Origin of the sequence: Arthrobacter sp. 2762, from assembly GCF_040548745.1 — a bacterium.
Taxonomy (GTDB): domain Bacteria; phylum Actinomycetota; class Actinomycetes; order Actinomycetales; family Micrococcaceae; genus Arthrobacter.
On sequence record NZ_JBEPSI010000002.1, the window covers coordinates 353,770 to 368,766 of the forward strand.

A 14,997-nucleotide genomic window follows, 5' to 3' on the forward strand; every position below is an offset into this window, starting at 1 on the left:
AGGGCCCGACTCCGGAACTTATGGTTCCGGCGTCGGGCCCTTTGCTTGTCTCTACCGTTCTTGTTGCGAGAGCGGTGGACGGGACCTGGGAGCTAGTCGGCGTACGGGTCCGCGATACCTACGTACTGGGTGTAGAGGTACTCTTCGATGCCTTCGGAGCCGCCTTCGCGGCCCAGGCCGGACTGCTTGACGCCACCGAACGGTGCAGCGGCGTTGGAGATGACGCCAGCGTTGAGGCCGAGCATGCCGGTCTCGAGCTTCTCGCTGACCCGGAGGCCACGGTTGAGGTCCTTAGTGAAGACGTAGGCAACCAGTCCGTATTCGGTGTTGTTCGCCAGGCGGATGGCGTCGTCTTCGGTGGAGAACGTGACGATCGGGGCCACCGGTCCGAAGATTTCTTCCTGGAGGATGCGGGAATCGGCGGCGACGTTCTTCAGCACGGTGGGCTGGTAGAAGTAACCGGGACCGTCGACGGCGGCACCACCGGTGACTGCTGTGGCACCTCCTGCTACGGCTTCGGTGACGAGAGCGTGAACGCCATCGCGTGCCTTGCCGTCGATCAGCGGACCAACCTTGGACTCCGGCTCAGTACCGCGTGCCGTGGTGAGGGAGCCAATCTTCGCGGCGAACTTCTCAGCGAAGGAGTCGGCGATGGACTCGTGCACGATGAAGCGGTTTGCTGCGGTGCAGGCCTCGCCCATGTTGCGCATCTTGGCGGCGATGGCACCTTCAACGGCCTTGTCCAGGTCGGCGTCTTCGAAGACGACGAACGGTGCGTTGCCGCCCAGTTCCATGGACGTGCGCAGGACCTTGTCCGCGGCTTCGCGGATCAGGGCCTGACCTACCGGGGTGGAGCCGGTGAAGGAGATCTTGCGGAGGCGGTCGTCCTTGATCAGCGGGCCGGTGACGGCACCGGCTGTGGACGTCTGGATGACGTTGAGGACACCTGCGGGAAGGCCGGCTTCCTGCATGACCTGGGCGAAGAGCAGGCTGGTCAGCGGGGTCAGGTTGGCGGGCTTGAGCACCATGGTGCAGCCAGCGGCTACAGCCGGGGCTACCTTGCGGGTGGCCATTGCCAGCGGGAAGTTCCACGGGGTGATCAGCAGGCAGGGTCCAACTGGCTTCTTCTGCACGAGGAGACGGTTCTTGCCATCGGGCGCTGCGGAGTAGCGGCCCGAGACGCGGACGGCTTCTTCGGAGAACCAGCGCAGGAACTCGGCACCGTAGGTGACTTCGCCGCGGGCTTCGGCCAAGGGCTTGCCCATTTCGAGGGTCATGAGCAGTGCGAAGTCTTCGGCGCGCTCGGTGACGAGTTCGAAGGCGCGGCGCAGGATTTCGCCGCGTTCGCGGGGCGCCGTGCGTGCCCAGTCAGCCTGTGCGGCAGCGGCGGCGTCCAAGGCGGCGGCACCGTCTTCAGCACCGGCGTCGGAGATGCTGAGCAGGACCTTGCCCGTGGCCGGGTCCTCAACATCAAAGGTCTTTCCGGATCCCGCCGGACGCCACTGACCGTTGATCAGCAGGCCGGTGGGGACGGAAGCCAGCAGTTCGCTTTCGCGTTCAACCGTGACAGTCATGGCGACTCCTTCGTCTTGGGTGCTTTGGAGGGTTGCACCACTAGGGTTCCTTGCCAGAATTGGCTTGAATTACTGCCACGGTACTGCCATGCAAGAAGCAGTGTCTACGCCTTCACGCACTGCCATACGCCCGCCAAATTGTGCACCTGCACAGGGATAATCAGCGCGCTGCAAGCACCGCCGAATACAGCTCCCGCTTGCTGACACGGGCATCATCCGCCACGGCGGCAACGGCTTCCTTCAGCCGTATTCCCTGGGAGATGAGCTCGTTCACGGCAGCTACATGGTCTTCCGGTTTGCCGGGGGCCTGCTCAGGAGCGCCACCCACCACCACGGCAATTTCACCGCGAACTTCATTGTTTTCTGCCCATTCCAGGAGTTCGCGCAGTGTTCCGCGGATGACTTCCTCGTAGGTCTTGGTCAGTTCACGGCATACAGCCACACGGCGTTCCGCGCCAAAGCGCTCGTGCAGTGCCCGAAGCATCACTTCGAGCCGATGCGGAGCCTCGAAGAAGACCATGGTGCGGCGCTCGTCAGCCAAGTCCGCCAGACGGGAATTCCGCTCCCCCGATTTGCGGGGCAGGAACCCTTCGAAGCAGAAGCGGTCTGTGGGCAGCCCGGAAAGCGCAAGGGCTGTCAGCACGGCGGAAGGCCCCGGCACGGCAGTGACAGTCAGGCCAGCGGCAACAGCTCCCTCCACCAAACGGAAGCCGGGGTCAGAGACTGCCGGCATTCCGGCGTCGCTGACCATCAGGATGGTTTTGCCGGCCCGCACGTAGTCCAGCAGTTCACCGGTCTTGGCTACTTCGTTGTGTTCGTGATAGCTGATGACACGCCCGGACACCTCCACGCCCAGGGCCTGGACCAGCCGATGCAGGCGGCGGGTGTCCTCCGCTGCAACGATGTCCGAGGTCGCCAGGAGTTCGACCAAGCGGGAGGACGCATCGCCCACGTTGCCGATGGGAGTGGCAGCAAGCACAATCCTGCCGCTTGCTGTGGCTGGGCTCGCGGCGGCACCGGCGTCCGGTTCATCAACCGCCGATGCATCATCAAAGGGGGCTTCGTCCGGGGTGCTGTGTTGTTCTTCCACCTGCCAAGCCTAATGCCGCGCGCACTTCAACGCCGCAGTAAGGATGGAAAGGTAGCATGGGCGGGTGAGCCAGTCCCCCGTTCCCACCACCGATTCCGGAACCCCCGCAGTGTCGGCGTTACCTTCCGGAGCCACGGACGTGGCGGCAAGCAAGGGCTCCGGAGAGCCAAGCCAGACAACAGCGGCCACCGCAACTACCTCATGGCGGCCTCCGTCCGGACAGGATGACTCAGGCGGCAGCAACAGCAAACTGTCTTCCGGACGTGGGCTGGCAGGCCACCGCTGGATCGCCAGTCCCACTGGGGCCTTCACGGTGGGCGCCCTGACATCGCGTTTGATCGGCGGGATCCAAAGCTGGCGGGATTACCCAGCGTCGCTGCGTTTATGGTTCTGGTTGATTCCTACCATTACCGCAGTCATCGGCGGAATCCTGCGCTTCTTCCGTCTTGAGGTCCCCCACAGCCTGGTGTTCGACGAAACGTATTACGTCAAGGACGCGTATTCGTTCCTCATCAGCGGATATGAACGCAGCTGGCCAGCCAATGCCAACGATTCCTTCAATGCCGGCCATCCTGAGATCCTGCTCAACACCCCCGAGTACGTAGTTCATCCTCCGGTCGGGAAATGGATGATCGCCTTCGGCATGTGGTTGTTTGGGGCTGACAATCCGTTCGGCTGGCGTTTCGGTGCCGCCCTGACCGGGACGCTCACGGTCTTCCTGCTCTCGCTCATCACGCTGAAGCTCTTCCGTTCACACACCCTTGGCGCAGTGGCCGGGTTGCTGCTCGCGGTTGACGGCCACCATGTGGTGTTGTCGCGAACGTCCTTGCTGGACATCTTCCTTGCGTTCTGGATCCTTGCCGCCTTTGGCGCGTTGCTGTTGGACCGCGACGACGGCCGGCGTCGCCTTGCTTCCAGGCTCACCGCCCTTGCGGCTGCTTCACCCGATGGACGGCCTTCGGCCAGGCAACTGTTGGCCGGCCCCTGGTTGGGGATGCGCTGGTGGCGCCTGGTCGCTGGGATTTGCCTCGGCCTGGCCGTAGGCACCAAATGGTCTGCGCTGTTTTTCGTAGCCGCGTTCGGGTTGTTGACTGTCTTCTGGGACATGAGCGCCCGCCGCATCGCCGGGATCCGCAGCTGGCCCAGCGCAGCGGTCATCAAGGACGGCCTTCCGGCTTTCCTGACCATTGTCCCGATCGCGGCAGCCACGTATGTGGCCACATGGACCGGCTGGTTCCTCTCCAAGGATGCCTACTACCGCCAGTGGGCGGCCACCAATCCGGCTCCCGGGTGGGATTGGCTGCCCAATTCCGTGCGTTCCCTGGCGCATTACCACCTTGAGGCGTACAAGTTCCATCAGGGCCTCAGCGCGGACCACCCCTACGAATCCAGCCCCTGGACCTGGCTGGTCATGGGCAGGCCCACCTCGTTCTATTACCAATCGCCCAAGCAGGGAACTGCCGGCTGCATTGCCGAAACCTGTTCCTCGGCCATCCTGCCCGTGGGCAACCCCATTGTGTGGTGGGGCGGCACTGTAGCCCTGGTGATCCTGCTCTTCTGGTGGGCGGGCCGGCGGGATTGGCGCGCCGGGGCCATCCTCGCTGGAGTCGGGGCTGGATACCTGCCGTGGTTCATGTACCCCGAACGCACGATGTTCATCTTCTACGCAGTTTCCTTTGAACCGTTCCTGGTGCTTGCCCTGACGTATGTTTTGGGGTTGGTGCTGGGTCGCAGCACCGATCCTCCTTGGCGGCGGAGATCCGGACTCTACATAGTGGGCTTGGTCGTGGTGCTGGCCGTGCTGGCCACAGCGTTTTTCTATCCTGTGCTGACCGCCGAAGTCATCAGCTATCAGGAGTGGCGGATGAGAATGTGGATGCCATCGTGGATCTAGGAGGAGGATCGTGAGGGAGGCAAGCACGGAGCTTCTGGTCGAGGCCGACGAGAATACCAACGTGACGGACCTCCTTCTGGAACGATGCGCCAAGGACCCGTTCGGCAACCTTTACGCCCACAAGACAGCCAATGGATGGCTCAACGTGCCTGCTGCGCGCTTCCTCGCGGACGTGCAGGCACTGGCCAAGGGCCTCATCGCCGGAGGCGTCAACCCCGGCGATCCCGTAGCTGTGCTCTCCCGTTCAAGTTTCGAATGGACCTTGGTGGACTTCGCCATCTGGATGGCCGGCGGAGTTACCGTGCCGATTTATGAAACGTCGTCGGCCAGCCAGATCGAGTGGATCCTTGCCGATTCCGGTGCCCGGCGCATCTTTGTGGAAGACACGTCCAAGGCGGAGCTTCTTCACGCCCTCGTTGAGAAGTCCACAGCCTTGAGTGAGGACCCGGTGACGATTATCCGCATGGAGCACGACGGAGAGGCCCCCAACCTGACGAGCCTCGCCGCCGTCGGAATTGGCATTATGGATGCCGAACTTGAGCGCCAGCGCAGCGCCGCCAACCTGTCCGATGTCGCCTCGATCGTCTATACGTCGGGCACAACCGGCAAACCCAAGGGCTGCGAAATCACCCATGGCAACTTCGTGCTGGTTGCCCGGAACGTCATTCCGTTCCTCCCCGAACTGTTGATGCAGCACGGCGCGCGAACGTTGATGTTCCTACCCCTGGCACATGTCCTGGCGAGGGCAGTTCAGGTGGTTTGCCTCACCGCAGGCGTCACGTTGGGGCATAGCCCAGGTGCCAGTGGCCTCATGGCGGACCTGGGTGCTTTCAAACCCACGTTCCTGCTCGCGGTTCCCCGTATCTTCGAAAAGGTCTATGCCGGGGCCGGACACAAAGCGGCCATGTCAGGCAAGTCCGGACTGTTCGCCGCCGCGTCCGCTACCGCCGTCGAATATTCGACGGCGGTAGACCTCGCCGCCCGCGGGCAGGGGCCCGGTCCGGGCTGGTTCCTTGGCCTCAAGCACTCGGCATTCAACAAGCTCCTGTACCCCAAGGTGCGGGAGGTCTTCGGTGGCGCCGTTGGCTACACCGTGTCCGGGGCCAGCCCCCTCAGCCTGCGGGAGAACCATTTTTTCCACGGCGCGGGGATTCCTGTCCTTGAGGGCTATGGGCTGACCGAAACCACTGCGCCATGCACCGTCAACACGCCAAGCATGTCCCGCATAGGGACCGTTGGCATACCGCTGCCCGGCACCACCATCCGCGTGGCACAGGATGGTGAGGTGCTGGTCAAGGGAATCGGCGTGTTCAAGGGCTACCACCGGAATGAGGCCGCCACCGCTGAGGCCTTCGTGGACGGCTTCTTCCGCACAGGAGACCTGGGCGAGCTCGACCCTGACGGGTTCCTGACCATCACCGGCAGGAAGAAAGACCTGTTGGTCACCGCCGGCGGCAAGAACGTCGCTCCCGGTCCCCTTGAAGAGAAACTGCGCGAGCACCGGCTTGTGGGACAGGCCGTGGTGGTGGGCGACGGCAGGCCGTTCGTCGCAGCGCTGGTGGCCTTGGATCCTGATGGGCTTGAAGACTGGTGCGCCGAGAACAAGCGTGACGCCATGTCCCCCAGTGAAGCTTCGAGGGACGAGCGCGTTCGTGCAGCCGTTCAGTCCGCCGTGGACGAAGCCAACGCTCTCGTGTCCTCCGCTGAATCCATCCGTAAGTTTGGCTTTATCACTGCAGATCTCAGCGTCGAGTCCGGGCACCTGACGCCATCGCTGAAGCTGAAGCGGGCCGCGGTGGTTAAGGACTTCTCGTCGTTGGTGGAGAAGCTTTACGAAAGGTAGCGGCTCGGTGGTTATGCGACGGTGTCGTTGGTGTCCTTACGGACACCGGAGGCATCGCTCTCGTCGTCAATCTCTGTTGAGGATGCTTCTTCTTCGGCCGCAGACTTTGAGTCCAATCCACGGCGACGACGCGTGGGCCAGGTGAGGATGAAGGTGATCGTCGCGGCCAGGAACACGAGCGCTCCAATGACGATTCCGGCATCCACCCAGAACTGTCCCGGGAAGAGACGAATGAGCGTGTCTTCCAGGGAGAATGTCCAGGTGCCATTGGCGAAGAAGATCCGGTGGAACTCGGTGAAGAACTGCTGCCAGCTCAGGGCTGCCAACACTGCAAGGCCAATGATGATGACCAATGTGACGATGGAGCCGGCGAAGAGCCCACGCCGAACACCGCCTGCACTGCGCTTCCGCAAGTAGGCAATGGCGATGATGCTCAAAAGAATGAGCAGCAGACCGGCACCAAACGAGGTCAGGATTACCATCTTAACGTCCGCCATATGCGCGACTTCGCTGTCCTTGAAAAGCTTGGCGCCGTCCTGATTTACCAAGCCACCCAAATACCTGGGTCCTGACCAGTTGCTCAAGTAGTCCACGGCATAGGAGCCGTAGGTCATGCGATCGTCCGTGCTGAACCCGTAGCCGTCGCCGGGAAAACCCGGCCGGTTGTATTCAACCCAGAGGAACAGGGGGCTGGTCACTGCCCGGACAGCAAGCACCAAGAGGATCACAGGGAAGAAGACCGCGAGCAGTACCTGGAAAATCCGGGGGCCGATTGGCTTGACCTTTGCTGCCTGTTCGCGTTCTGCATTGCGCCTGGCAACCTCGTCCTCCGGCGGACGAACCTGGAGGGCCGACGTCGGCAACGGCTCGGAATAGTGTGCGGGTTGGCGACTTGCGGGCGCATCTGCCACGGTCTCCGCGAAAAGCGGTGGCTCCGGCTCAACGTCCGCGGCCTCGGCAGCCTTCCGGTCAGCGCGGCTCTCCGGCTGAACCGGGACCGGGCCTGAGGGAGCAGCAGAAGAACCACCAGATGCCTTGGGCTTCATCCAGTCAAAGGCCGGCTCGTCGGGGTCCTCGTGGACGTCCGTCGCCGGATCTTGCGGTTTTGGGCTCTTGTCACTCACAGCGGTTTCACTTCCGTAGGCATCCCACCGGCGTAACCATGCTGCCGGCACTCTTGTCTGCATTCGAGCCTACAGTCCGGGTTTGGGCGGAGACGAGGAGCCACCCCGGGTATAGCAAGATCGAAACGCAACTGTAAGGTGCGGGTGTGTCCGCTTAGACAGCAATCCCCCGGTATCCGGCGTCATGGCCGTCAAGGTCGCCCGTAGCGCCCGAACGGAATGAACGTCCCCCCATAACCAGTGTGTACGTCCAGTAGGCCGCCAGGACCAGTGCCCCGATCGCGATCTTCATCCAAACAGGCAAGGGGCTTGGTGTCACGAACGCTTCCACGAGGCCCGAGATGAGAAGTACCAGGACCAGCCCGAGGGCAACGGTGATGAGCGAACGCCCTTCGTCGGCCACGGCCTGCATCCGGGTCCTGGGTCCGGGCCGGACCATCGCCCAAAAAATTTTCAGCCCCGCTGCGCAGGCGATGAACACTGCGGTGAGTTCCATGAGCCCGTGCGGAAGGATGTAGCTGAAGAAGACATCCAACTTTCCTGCGGAGGCAAACACGCCGGCAGCCGCGCCGACACCTTGGGCGTTGAGGAAGAGAATCATGGGCACCCAAAACCCCGTAATTCCGAAAGCAACGGCTTGGGCGGAAATCCAGGCGTTATTGGTCCAGACCGCACCGGCAAAGGACGCCGCCGGGTTCTCCGAGTAGTAGTCGATGAAGTCGTCTTCAATGTACTGACGCACCCTGTCATCGCTGCCAAATGCTGCCCGCAGCGCCTCGGGCGACGTCCCGATCCACAGGGCGTACGCCCCACCCACCAGCACGAAGAAAACCCCACACCACACCGTCAGCCATCGGAGTCTGTAGAACGCCGCGGGAAGTGCGATGACGAAGAAGCGGGCGAGGTCTTCCATGAAGTTCGAACGTGCCCCGGTGAACCTGGTTCGAGCCTGGGCGAGTGCGGCAGACAGGGATGAGGACAAGGCCGTCTCCGGAGCCACCGAGCGGATCAGTGACAAATGTGCGGAGACAGTCTGGTACAGCCGCAGCAATTCGTCGGCTTCGGACCCAGTGAGCCGCCGCTTATGCGCCAGAAAAGTGAGCCGCGACCATTTGTCCCCATGCACGGCCGAAAAGGCATCGATGTCCACGGCACCACCCTAGTCCCTGTCTGCCCTATCTCTCTGTCTGCCCTATCCCTGTCTGCCGGGATGGGCGCGGTTAGACTCGTTGGTGCGGGTACGTTGTGCGCCCGCCGTGATTGCTACGCACCGGGGGCGGACTTGAGTTCAATCATCACAGGCGAGGCAGTGGTCCTGGAGCTGCGCCCGGCGTCCTTCGCCGCCCGCGCTCTGGGCCTCATTCTGGACGTCATTGCCAACGTCCTGCTGTTGATCCTCCTCATCGTCCTGGTGCTCTCCGCCGCCCGGGATCTCGATGAAGCCGCGGTCCGGGCCATGATCCTGGCCTGTGTCGTCTTCTCTTTCGTCATCGTTCCCGTCACTGTGGAGACGCTCACCCGCGGCCGCTCGCTGGGGAAACTGGCGGCGGGCCTGCGCGTGGTCAGGGACGACGGCGGCTCCATCAGGTTCCGGCACGCGGTCATCCGTGGGCTCTTGGGGTTCCTCGAGATTTACATGACCTTCGGTGGCCTCGCCATCGCCGTGGCACTCTTCAACGACAAATCCAAGCGCCTCGGCGACGTCGTAGCCGGCACTTACTCCCTGCGGCAACGCGTGCCCTCCGAGCCGAGGATCTTTCCCGGTGCTCCGCCCTACCTCCAACCATGGGGAGCCATGGCGGACATTGGCAGGATCCCCGACGCCACAGCCCGCCGGGCCGGAACCTTCGTTCAGCAGGCATACCTCATGGCACCATCCTCACGGGCCAGGATGGCCGCAGCACTGGCCGCCGAGCTGGCCAACTACGTCGCGCCGCCACCGCCAGCCGGAACTATCCCCGAAGACTACATAGGGGCGGTCCTCGGCGAGCGACGCAACCGCGAACTTGTCCGCCTGCGCACTGCGGAACAGCGCAACGCCGCCATCGGCGAAAGGCTCCGCAAGCTGCCGTTTACCCAGGGCTAAAGTGCCACGTTGAGGGCGGATGCCTGGAGACCGCCGTGCAAACCGTCAGCAGTGCCAGTGCGCCGGCGTCGTGAGCCTTTCGGGCAGGCGCGTTTCGGGGTTTCCTTGTGCGGCGTTGATTTGCGGTTGGGTCAGGTAGAGGGACCTGGAGAGATTGGCGCTGTGGAGATGGGTATCGCGCAAATCGGCGCCGAGGAGGTCCACCGCGGTTAAGTCACTGCCCTCCAGGTTTGCCCCTATCAGGTAAGCACTGCGGAGGTCGGAGCCGCATAGTTGTCTCTTTGCCAAGTTGGCGCCCATGAGGTCGGCACCCGGGTGGAGTCCGCCGTCGGGCAGTTCACGGTCCTCAGCCCCGTATGAAGCGCGCACCTCCTCGCTGACCTCCACCAGAAGAGCACGCACCTCAGCGTGTAAATGTCCGACGTCGGCAGCCAGGACTGCGGACGCTTCACCTTGGGATGTGGTTTCAATTTCTGTGGACAGCCGGCGGGCAGTGGCCGCCAGCTCGGGATCGAAAGCGCGTTGCTCAGCTTCGGACAAGTACCACAACATTTCGTGCAGTTGCTTAACGACTTTGAAGACAGCGAACATCGAGGACGTGGACGCCGGATCCTGGATCCAACTCGTGCCCCCAAACGTGCGTTGGGAAACCGCTTGGCCTGCGCCGAAGCAGTCAAAGACGGTACATCCGCTGAATCCGCGCGGCCGCAAACGTTGATGGATGTTGCAGGAAAAGTCGCTGGCCATGTTCGGGCAGGCCGAAGCAGCCGGTTTGTCGATCGCGAAATCAGCCGAGCGGGCAAAGCCAAGGGCTGTGCAGCAGAGGGCGAAGCAGTTGCTGCAGTCCGGGCGAAGGGTTAGCGAAATAGTCATTAGTGCTCCAAGCGATGAAATGGAATCCGGTGGAAGGAGCTGGGAACCCGGCGTGGGTTCCCCTAGGGAAGACTCGTAATCACCACGGAGGGCAGCACAAATAACAGGTCCGAGCAGATGCCGGAACCGGAAAGGAGAATCAAAGACCGCAAGAAATAATCACTGCCTCGATGTTAACAGCAATTCTGTCCCCGGCTGGAAAGGGTGGCTAGCGCTGGGCGTAGCTGGCCCAGGGGATGTTCCAGTCGCCGAAGCCCTCCAAGGGTTCAACAGCCGGCGCACCAGTATTCAGGATCTGCACCACGTCACCGGTTTTCATATTGTTGAAGAACCAGGCAGCATCCTCGGGCAGCAAGCCAACGCAGCCGTGGGAGACGTTTACGCGTCCAATGGCGCCCCAAGCGGACTCCAAGGCCTGATGGACATAGACGCCGGACCATGTGAGTCGGTTGGCATAATCCACCACCATCGGAGCGTAGTAGCCTTTGTCCCCGGGTTTGAGACCAATGCTTCCGGCGTTGAACTTGGATTTGCGTTCTTGTTCCAGGATCACGGCGTAGCCGGTGGGCGAGAGCCAGTCTTCGCCACCGAGCGATACGGGTGCGGTGTGCATCAGTTGGCCGTCGAAGTACACGTTCATGGTCTTGGTGTTGTCATCCACTACAGCCACGCGCTGCGGTCCGGTAGTGAAAGTGGAAACGACATCCCCGTTGCCGATCATCTTGTTGCCGAAGTCGACGCCCAGGAGCTTCATATCCACTGTCACTGTGGTTCCCGACGCCCAGAATGCCTCCGGGCGAATGCGGACCTTCTTGTCCGAGTACCAATGCCAGGCGACTGGCTGGCCCGATGAAACAGTGATGGCAACGCGCTTTTCCATCGCGGCCTTGTCAACCACAGGTTCACTGAAGTTGATTTCGATCGGCTGGCCCGAGCCCGCAACTGTGCCGTTACGCGGATAGATGGAAGCATCGGCTTCGTAGGCAGCAGAAACCGTGGTGAAGGTCTGCGTCTTCTTGGTTTCCTTACCTGCGGTGTCCACAATGGTGAAGGAATAGCTGTACTGGGTCTTGAACTTCAGGACCTCAAGGGTTGTCCACGTGCTGCCGTCCGCGCTGGTCTTCCCCTGCACAGGTGTACCGCCGTCAACCGGGGCCAAAACTACGTCCTTGACCTTGCCGTTGACGGCCTTGATCTGGGGGCCAACCACTGGATTCCACTCCACAGCGCCATCCAGCGGCGTGATGCCCAGCTCAACGGGTTTGGCCTCTGGCGTCGGAGTGGATTGGGTTGTTCCCACGCCATTAGGGGTGGAACCGGCCAGCAATCCAGGAACGGTGGCAACGCCGATGCCGCCCAGGACGAGGGCGGCGCACACCCCTGCAATGGCAAGGATCTTGCCCGTTTTCCGTTTGGCGACTTCCGTCATGGTTCCTGTCTTCCTGTCCCCCGGCAAGCAATACTGAACACCCAATTCTAGCCGAAAGGCCGGCCACGCTGGTCACGTGTCCGGCCTTTCACTGCGGGCTTGATGCTACCGCGTTGAGGTTACTGCCACCGCAAAACTGAACTTGGCTTAGTAGCGGTAGTGCTCCGGCTTGTAGGGTCCTGCAACATCCAGGTCCAGGTAGTCCGCCTGATCCTTGCTCAGTTCCGTCAGCTCCACGCCAAGCGCCTCCAGGTGCAGGCGTGCCACCTTTTCGTCCAGGATCTTGGGCAGGACGTAAACCTGCTTCTGGTATTCGCGTTCGCCGGCGGGCTGGTCCTTCTTGGTCCAGAGTTCAATCTGCGCGATCGTCTGGTTTGTGAACGAGTTGCTCATCACGAAGGACGGGTGGCCCGTTGCGTTGCCCAGGTTCAGGAGCCTGCCTTCAGACAGAACGATGATTGACCGCTCGGAGTCCGAGCCGGCATCGAAGACCCACTCGTGAACCTGCGGTTTGATCTCCACCTTCTTGACGCCGGGAACCTTGGCAAGCCCGGCGATGTCGATCTCGTTATCGAAGTGGCCGATGTTGCCCACGATCGCTTTGTTCTTCATGCCCAGCATATGCTCGGCCATGATGACGTCCTTGTTGCCGGTGGTGGTGATGAAGATGTCACCCTGGCCAAGGACAGATTCCAGCTTGGCCACTTGGTAGCCGTCCATGGCGGCCTGCAGGGCACAAATGGGGTCGATCTCGGTAACCACAACGCGCGAACCCTGGCCGCGCAGTGCTTCTGCCGCACCCTTTCCGACGTCGCCATAGCCACAAACCACGGCAACCTTGCCACCCATGAGGACGTCCGTCGCACGGTTGATGCCGTCCGGCAGCGAGTGGCGGATGCCGTATTTGTTGTCGAACTTGCTCTTGGTCACGGAATCGTTGACGTTGATGGCCGGGAACAGCAGCTTGCCCTGTTCCGCGAGCTGGTAGAGCCGGTGCACGCCCGTGGTGGTTTCTTCAGTGACGCCCTGGATTCGGGCGGCCACGCGTGTCCACTTCTGCGGGTCCGCGGCCAAGGTCCGGCGAAGGAGGTCCAGGATGAGGACGTACTCTTCAGGATCATCCTCGGTGGCCGCGGGAACGGCACCTGCAGCCTCGAAATCGACGCCCTTGTGCAGGAGCAGGGTGGCGTCGCCGCCGTCGTCCAGAATCATGTTGGGACCCAGTTCCGGATTTTCGTCCGCTCCGGGCCAGGTGAGGATCTGCTCTGCGGTCCACCAGTATTCCTCGAGGGTCTCGCCCTTCCAGGCGAAGACGGGAACGCCTTGCGGATCCTCCGGCGTACCTTTACCGACGACGACGGCGGCAGCGGCTTCGTCCTGCGTGGAGAAAATGTTGCACGAGGCCCAACGAACTTCGGCGCCCAGGGCGGTGAGGGTTTCAATGAGGACGGCTGTCTGGACCGTCATGTGCAGCGAACCGGCGATGCGGGCGCCCTTGAGCGGCTGCGAGGGGCCGAACTCAGCACGAAGGGACATCAGGCCCGGCATTTCGTGCTCAGCGAGACGGATCTGGTGTCGGCCTGCCTCGGCAAGGGAAATGTCAGCCACTTTGTAGTCGAAAGTCATGGAAGTCCTTATGGATGTTTAGGCGTACCGTGCGGGATTGCTGTCTGGAAGTACTCAGGCTTTGGCGTGGTGCTGGCCGGAGCTTGCGGCGTTGGAGGCAGCAAGCAGTTCCGGGGGCAGAAGCAAGGGAATGCCGTCCTCGATCGCGTAACGGACCTTTTCACCGTTCTCGGTGGCAGCCGTTGAAACAAGCTCCTCGCCCTCCTGGACCAGCGGTGAGCCCGTCACGGGGCAGCGCAGGATGGACAACAGTTCAGGACTGACCTTTGGCATGAATGATGCTCCCTGGATGGCGCGGGTGTGGCGCCGCTGGCGGATTTATCTGCAGATTCCAGCCTACAGCGCAGGACCATCCACCAAGGAGCCGACGACGATTTGAGTCCCGGGGTGGCCGCACTCATAGCGCCAGGACGGACCTAGGACGGTTCGCGCAGAATCCGCAAGTGGCCGCGGCGCGTACCTTCAACCATGGCCGGCGGCTCCACATGCGGTCGACTGGTACGGGGTGGCGTGTCCGTTGCCGCTGAAGCGGCTTCCCGCACTGCGTTGGCAAGTGCCAGCAAGTCATCCGGGCCAGGCTCCGGAGGTGTTGTTGGCATAGCCAGGCGCAGGACTTCCCAGCCCCGCGGAACCGTGAGGGATTCTGCATGCTGGGCGCAAAGATCGTACGCATGCGGTTCGGCGTACGTGGCCAGCGGGCCGAGGACCGCTGTGGACTCGGCATACACGTACGTCAAAGTAGCCACCGCGGATTGGCGGCAGGCGGACCTTGAACACTGACGAATAGCACCCACAACATCCCAGATTAGCGCCCTTTGGCCCATACTCTGCGCATTGGCTGGCCGTGCCCGCCCGGAAGCTGCGGTCTGCGCCGGTCACGGCGCGGTGTTCGCCCATGATGTCGCGTTGGCGGTTCCTCGGGACTAAAGTCGATATATGCAGTCACAGCCACATGTTCCTGGCTTCACAATCCGGTGGACTGACGCCGAAGGCGATCAGGCAAAGGAACACACCGGCGCGGATGTCCGTGGTTTCCGGCGGCGCCGGAGAAACCGTCACGGCAGAGGACTGCGTGGGGAACTCATGCTCCCCAGCCTTCCCGGCTTCCGGACGCGTGCCGAGCGTTTCGACGACATGGTGCTGGACTCGGCTGAACGCCTCCAGGATATGTGGGGCAAGCAGTTGGATGGCGTGCTCTTCGCCGTCGACGAAATCCCGCCGAACCTGGAGCAATTGGTCGCCGAAGGTACGGCAGCCCCCATGGGCTCCTACACTCCGGGCAGCCGCGGCGAAGCACCAATGATCGCTGTGTACCGCCGTGTGGTGGAACAGACTGCCGGAACACGGGAAGAGCTCCAGGACCTCGTCCACGACGTCGTGGTGGAGTACACCGCGGAAATGCTCGGTGTACCACCGGAGACGCTGGATCCCGTGTACCGGCGTCGTTACCAGTAGCGC

13 protein-coding genes are annotated in these 14,997 nt (G+C 62.3%); 4 read left to right on the forward strand and 9 right to left on the reverse strand.

Annotated features, from left to right (window positions below; all coding sequences use genetic code 11):
- Positions 1 to 92: 92 nt before the first annotated feature.
- Both ABIE18_RS05575 and rsmI read right to left on the reverse strand, forming a co-directional pair.
- The gene (locus ABIE18_RS05575) at positions 93 to 1,574 is read right to left on the reverse strand and encodes an NAD-dependent succinate-semialdehyde dehydrogenase (protein ID WP_223936356.1); all 1,482 of its coding nucleotides are present in this window, start codon (positions 1,572 to 1,574) and stop codon (positions 93 to 95) included.
- 160 nt (positions 1,575 to 1,734) lie between these two features.
- Positions 1,735 to 2,664, reverse strand: coding sequence for a 16S rRNA (cytidine(1402)-2'-O)-methyltransferase (gene rsmI / locus ABIE18_RS05580; protein WP_499721670.1), 930 nt, complete (start codon positions 2,662 to 2,664; stop codon positions 1,735 to 1,737).
- 64 nt (positions 2,665 to 2,728) lie between these two features.
- On the opposite strand from rsmI, the gene ABIE18_RS05585 reads away from it, so the two are divergent.
- Positions 2,729 to 4,558: a dolichyl-phosphate-mannose--protein mannosyltransferase gene (locus ABIE18_RS05585; protein ID WP_499721671.1), complete on the forward strand. Its 1,830-nt coding sequence runs from the start codon at positions 2,729 to 2,731 to the stop codon at positions 4,556 to 4,558.
- Between the two features lie 10 nt (positions 4,559 to 4,568).
- Entirely contained in the window at positions 4,569 to 6,401 is a 1,833-nt protein-coding gene (locus ABIE18_RS05590; RefSeq protein WP_499721672.1) for an AMP-dependent synthetase/ligase, read from the forward strand.
- 11 nt (positions 6,402 to 6,412) lie between these two features.
- On the opposite strand, the gene ABIE18_RS05595 is transcribed toward ABIE18_RS05590, so the two are convergent.
- On the reverse strand, positions 6,413 to 7,525 hold the full coding sequence (locus ABIE18_RS05595; RefSeq protein ID WP_499721673.1) for a TIGR01906 family membrane protein: 1,113 nt from the start codon (positions 7,523 to 7,525) through the stop codon (positions 6,413 to 6,415).
- Between the two features lie 154 nt (positions 7,526 to 7,679).
- A complete protein-coding gene (locus tag ABIE18_RS05600; RefSeq protein WP_499721675.1) occupies positions 7,680 to 8,675 on the reverse strand; it encodes a stage II sporulation protein M in 996 nt (331 codons plus the stop codon).
- Positions 8,676 to 8,807: 132 nt separating this feature from the next.
- On the opposite strand from ABIE18_RS05600, the gene ABIE18_RS05605 reads away from it, so the two are divergent.
- Positions 8,808 to 9,611, forward strand: coding sequence for an RDD family protein (locus ABIE18_RS05605; RefSeq protein WP_499721676.1), 804 nt, complete (start codon positions 8,808 to 8,810; stop codon positions 9,609 to 9,611).
- 45 nt (positions 9,612 to 9,656) lie between these two features.
- On the opposite strand, the gene ABIE18_RS05610 is transcribed toward ABIE18_RS05605, so the two are convergent.
- The 5 genes from ABIE18_RS05610 to ABIE18_RS05630 all read right to left on the reverse strand — a co-directional run bounded on the left by ABIE18_RS05610 (position 9,657) and on the right by ABIE18_RS05630 (position 14,363).
- Positions 9,657 to 10,484, reverse strand: coding sequence for a pentapeptide repeat-containing protein (locus ABIE18_RS05610; RefSeq protein ID WP_499721678.1), 828 nt, complete (start codon positions 10,482 to 10,484; stop codon positions 9,657 to 9,659).
- A gap of 208 nt (positions 10,485 to 10,692) precedes the next feature.
- A complete protein-coding gene (locus tag ABIE18_RS05615) occupies positions 10,693 to 11,913 on the reverse strand; it encodes a L,D-transpeptidase (RefSeq protein WP_499721680.1) in 1,221 nt (406 codons plus the stop codon).
- A 147-nt stretch (positions 11,914 to 12,060) separates the two neighbouring features.
- Positions 12,061 to 13,539 (reverse strand): adenosylhomocysteinase, encoded by a 1,479-nt coding sequence (gene ahcY / locus ABIE18_RS05620; RefSeq protein ID WP_499721681.1) that lies wholly within the window; start codon positions 13,537 to 13,539, stop codon positions 12,061 to 12,063.
- A gap of 54 nt (positions 13,540 to 13,593) precedes the next feature.
- Positions 13,594 to 13,812, reverse strand: a complete 219-nt coding sequence (locus tag ABIE18_RS05625) for a Trm112 family protein (RefSeq protein ID WP_499721682.1) — start codon at positions 13,810 to 13,812, stop codon at positions 13,594 to 13,596.
- A gap of 143 nt (positions 13,813 to 13,955) precedes the next feature.
- Positions 13,956 to 14,363, reverse strand: a complete 408-nt coding sequence (locus ABIE18_RS05630; protein ID WP_442002683.1) for a DUF3499 domain-containing protein — start codon at positions 14,361 to 14,363, stop codon at positions 13,956 to 13,958.
- 112 nt (positions 14,364 to 14,475) lie between these two features.
- Here ABIE18_RS05630 and ABIE18_RS05635 point away from each other — a divergent pair, with 112 nt between their 5' ends.
- Positions 14,476 to 14,994 carry a metallopeptidase family protein gene (locus ABIE18_RS05635; RefSeq protein ID WP_431119093.1) on the forward strand — a complete coding sequence of 173 codons (519 nt, stop codon included), beginning with the start codon at positions 14,476 to 14,478 and terminating at the stop codon, positions 14,992 to 14,994.
- Positions 14,995 to 14,997 lie beyond the last annotated feature (3 nt).

Bases quoted from the DNA above. Each gene is read 5' to 3' on its own strand.
- ABIE18_RS05575 (WP_223936356.1), bottom strand. From the start codon at position 1,574: ATGACTGTCACGGTTGAACGCGAAAGCGAACTGCTGGCTTCCGTCCCC.
- ABIE18_RS05610 (WP_499721678.1), bottom strand. From the start codon at position 10,484: ATGACTATTTCGCTAACCCTTCGCCCGGACTGCAGCAACTGCTTCGCC.
- ABIE18_RS05615 (WP_499721680.1), bottom strand. From the start codon at position 11,913: ATGACGGAAGTCGCCAAACGGAAAACGGGCAAGATCCTTGCCATTGCA.
- ahcY (WP_499721681.1), bottom strand. From the start codon at position 13,539: ATGACTTTCGACTACAAAGTGGCTGACATTTCCCTTGCCGAGGCAGGC.
- ABIE18_RS05625 (WP_499721682.1), bottom strand. From the start codon at position 13,812: ATGCCAAAGGTCAGTCCTGAACTGTTGTCCATCCTGCGCTGCCCCGTG.
- ABIE18_RS05630 (WP_442002683.1), bottom strand. From the start codon at position 14,363: ATGGGCCAAAGGGCGCTAATCTGGGATGTTGTGGGTGCTATTCGTCAG.
- ABIE18_RS05635 (WP_431119093.1), top strand. From the start codon at position 14,476: ATGCAGTCACAGCCACATGTTCCTGGCTTCACAATCCGGTGGACTGAC.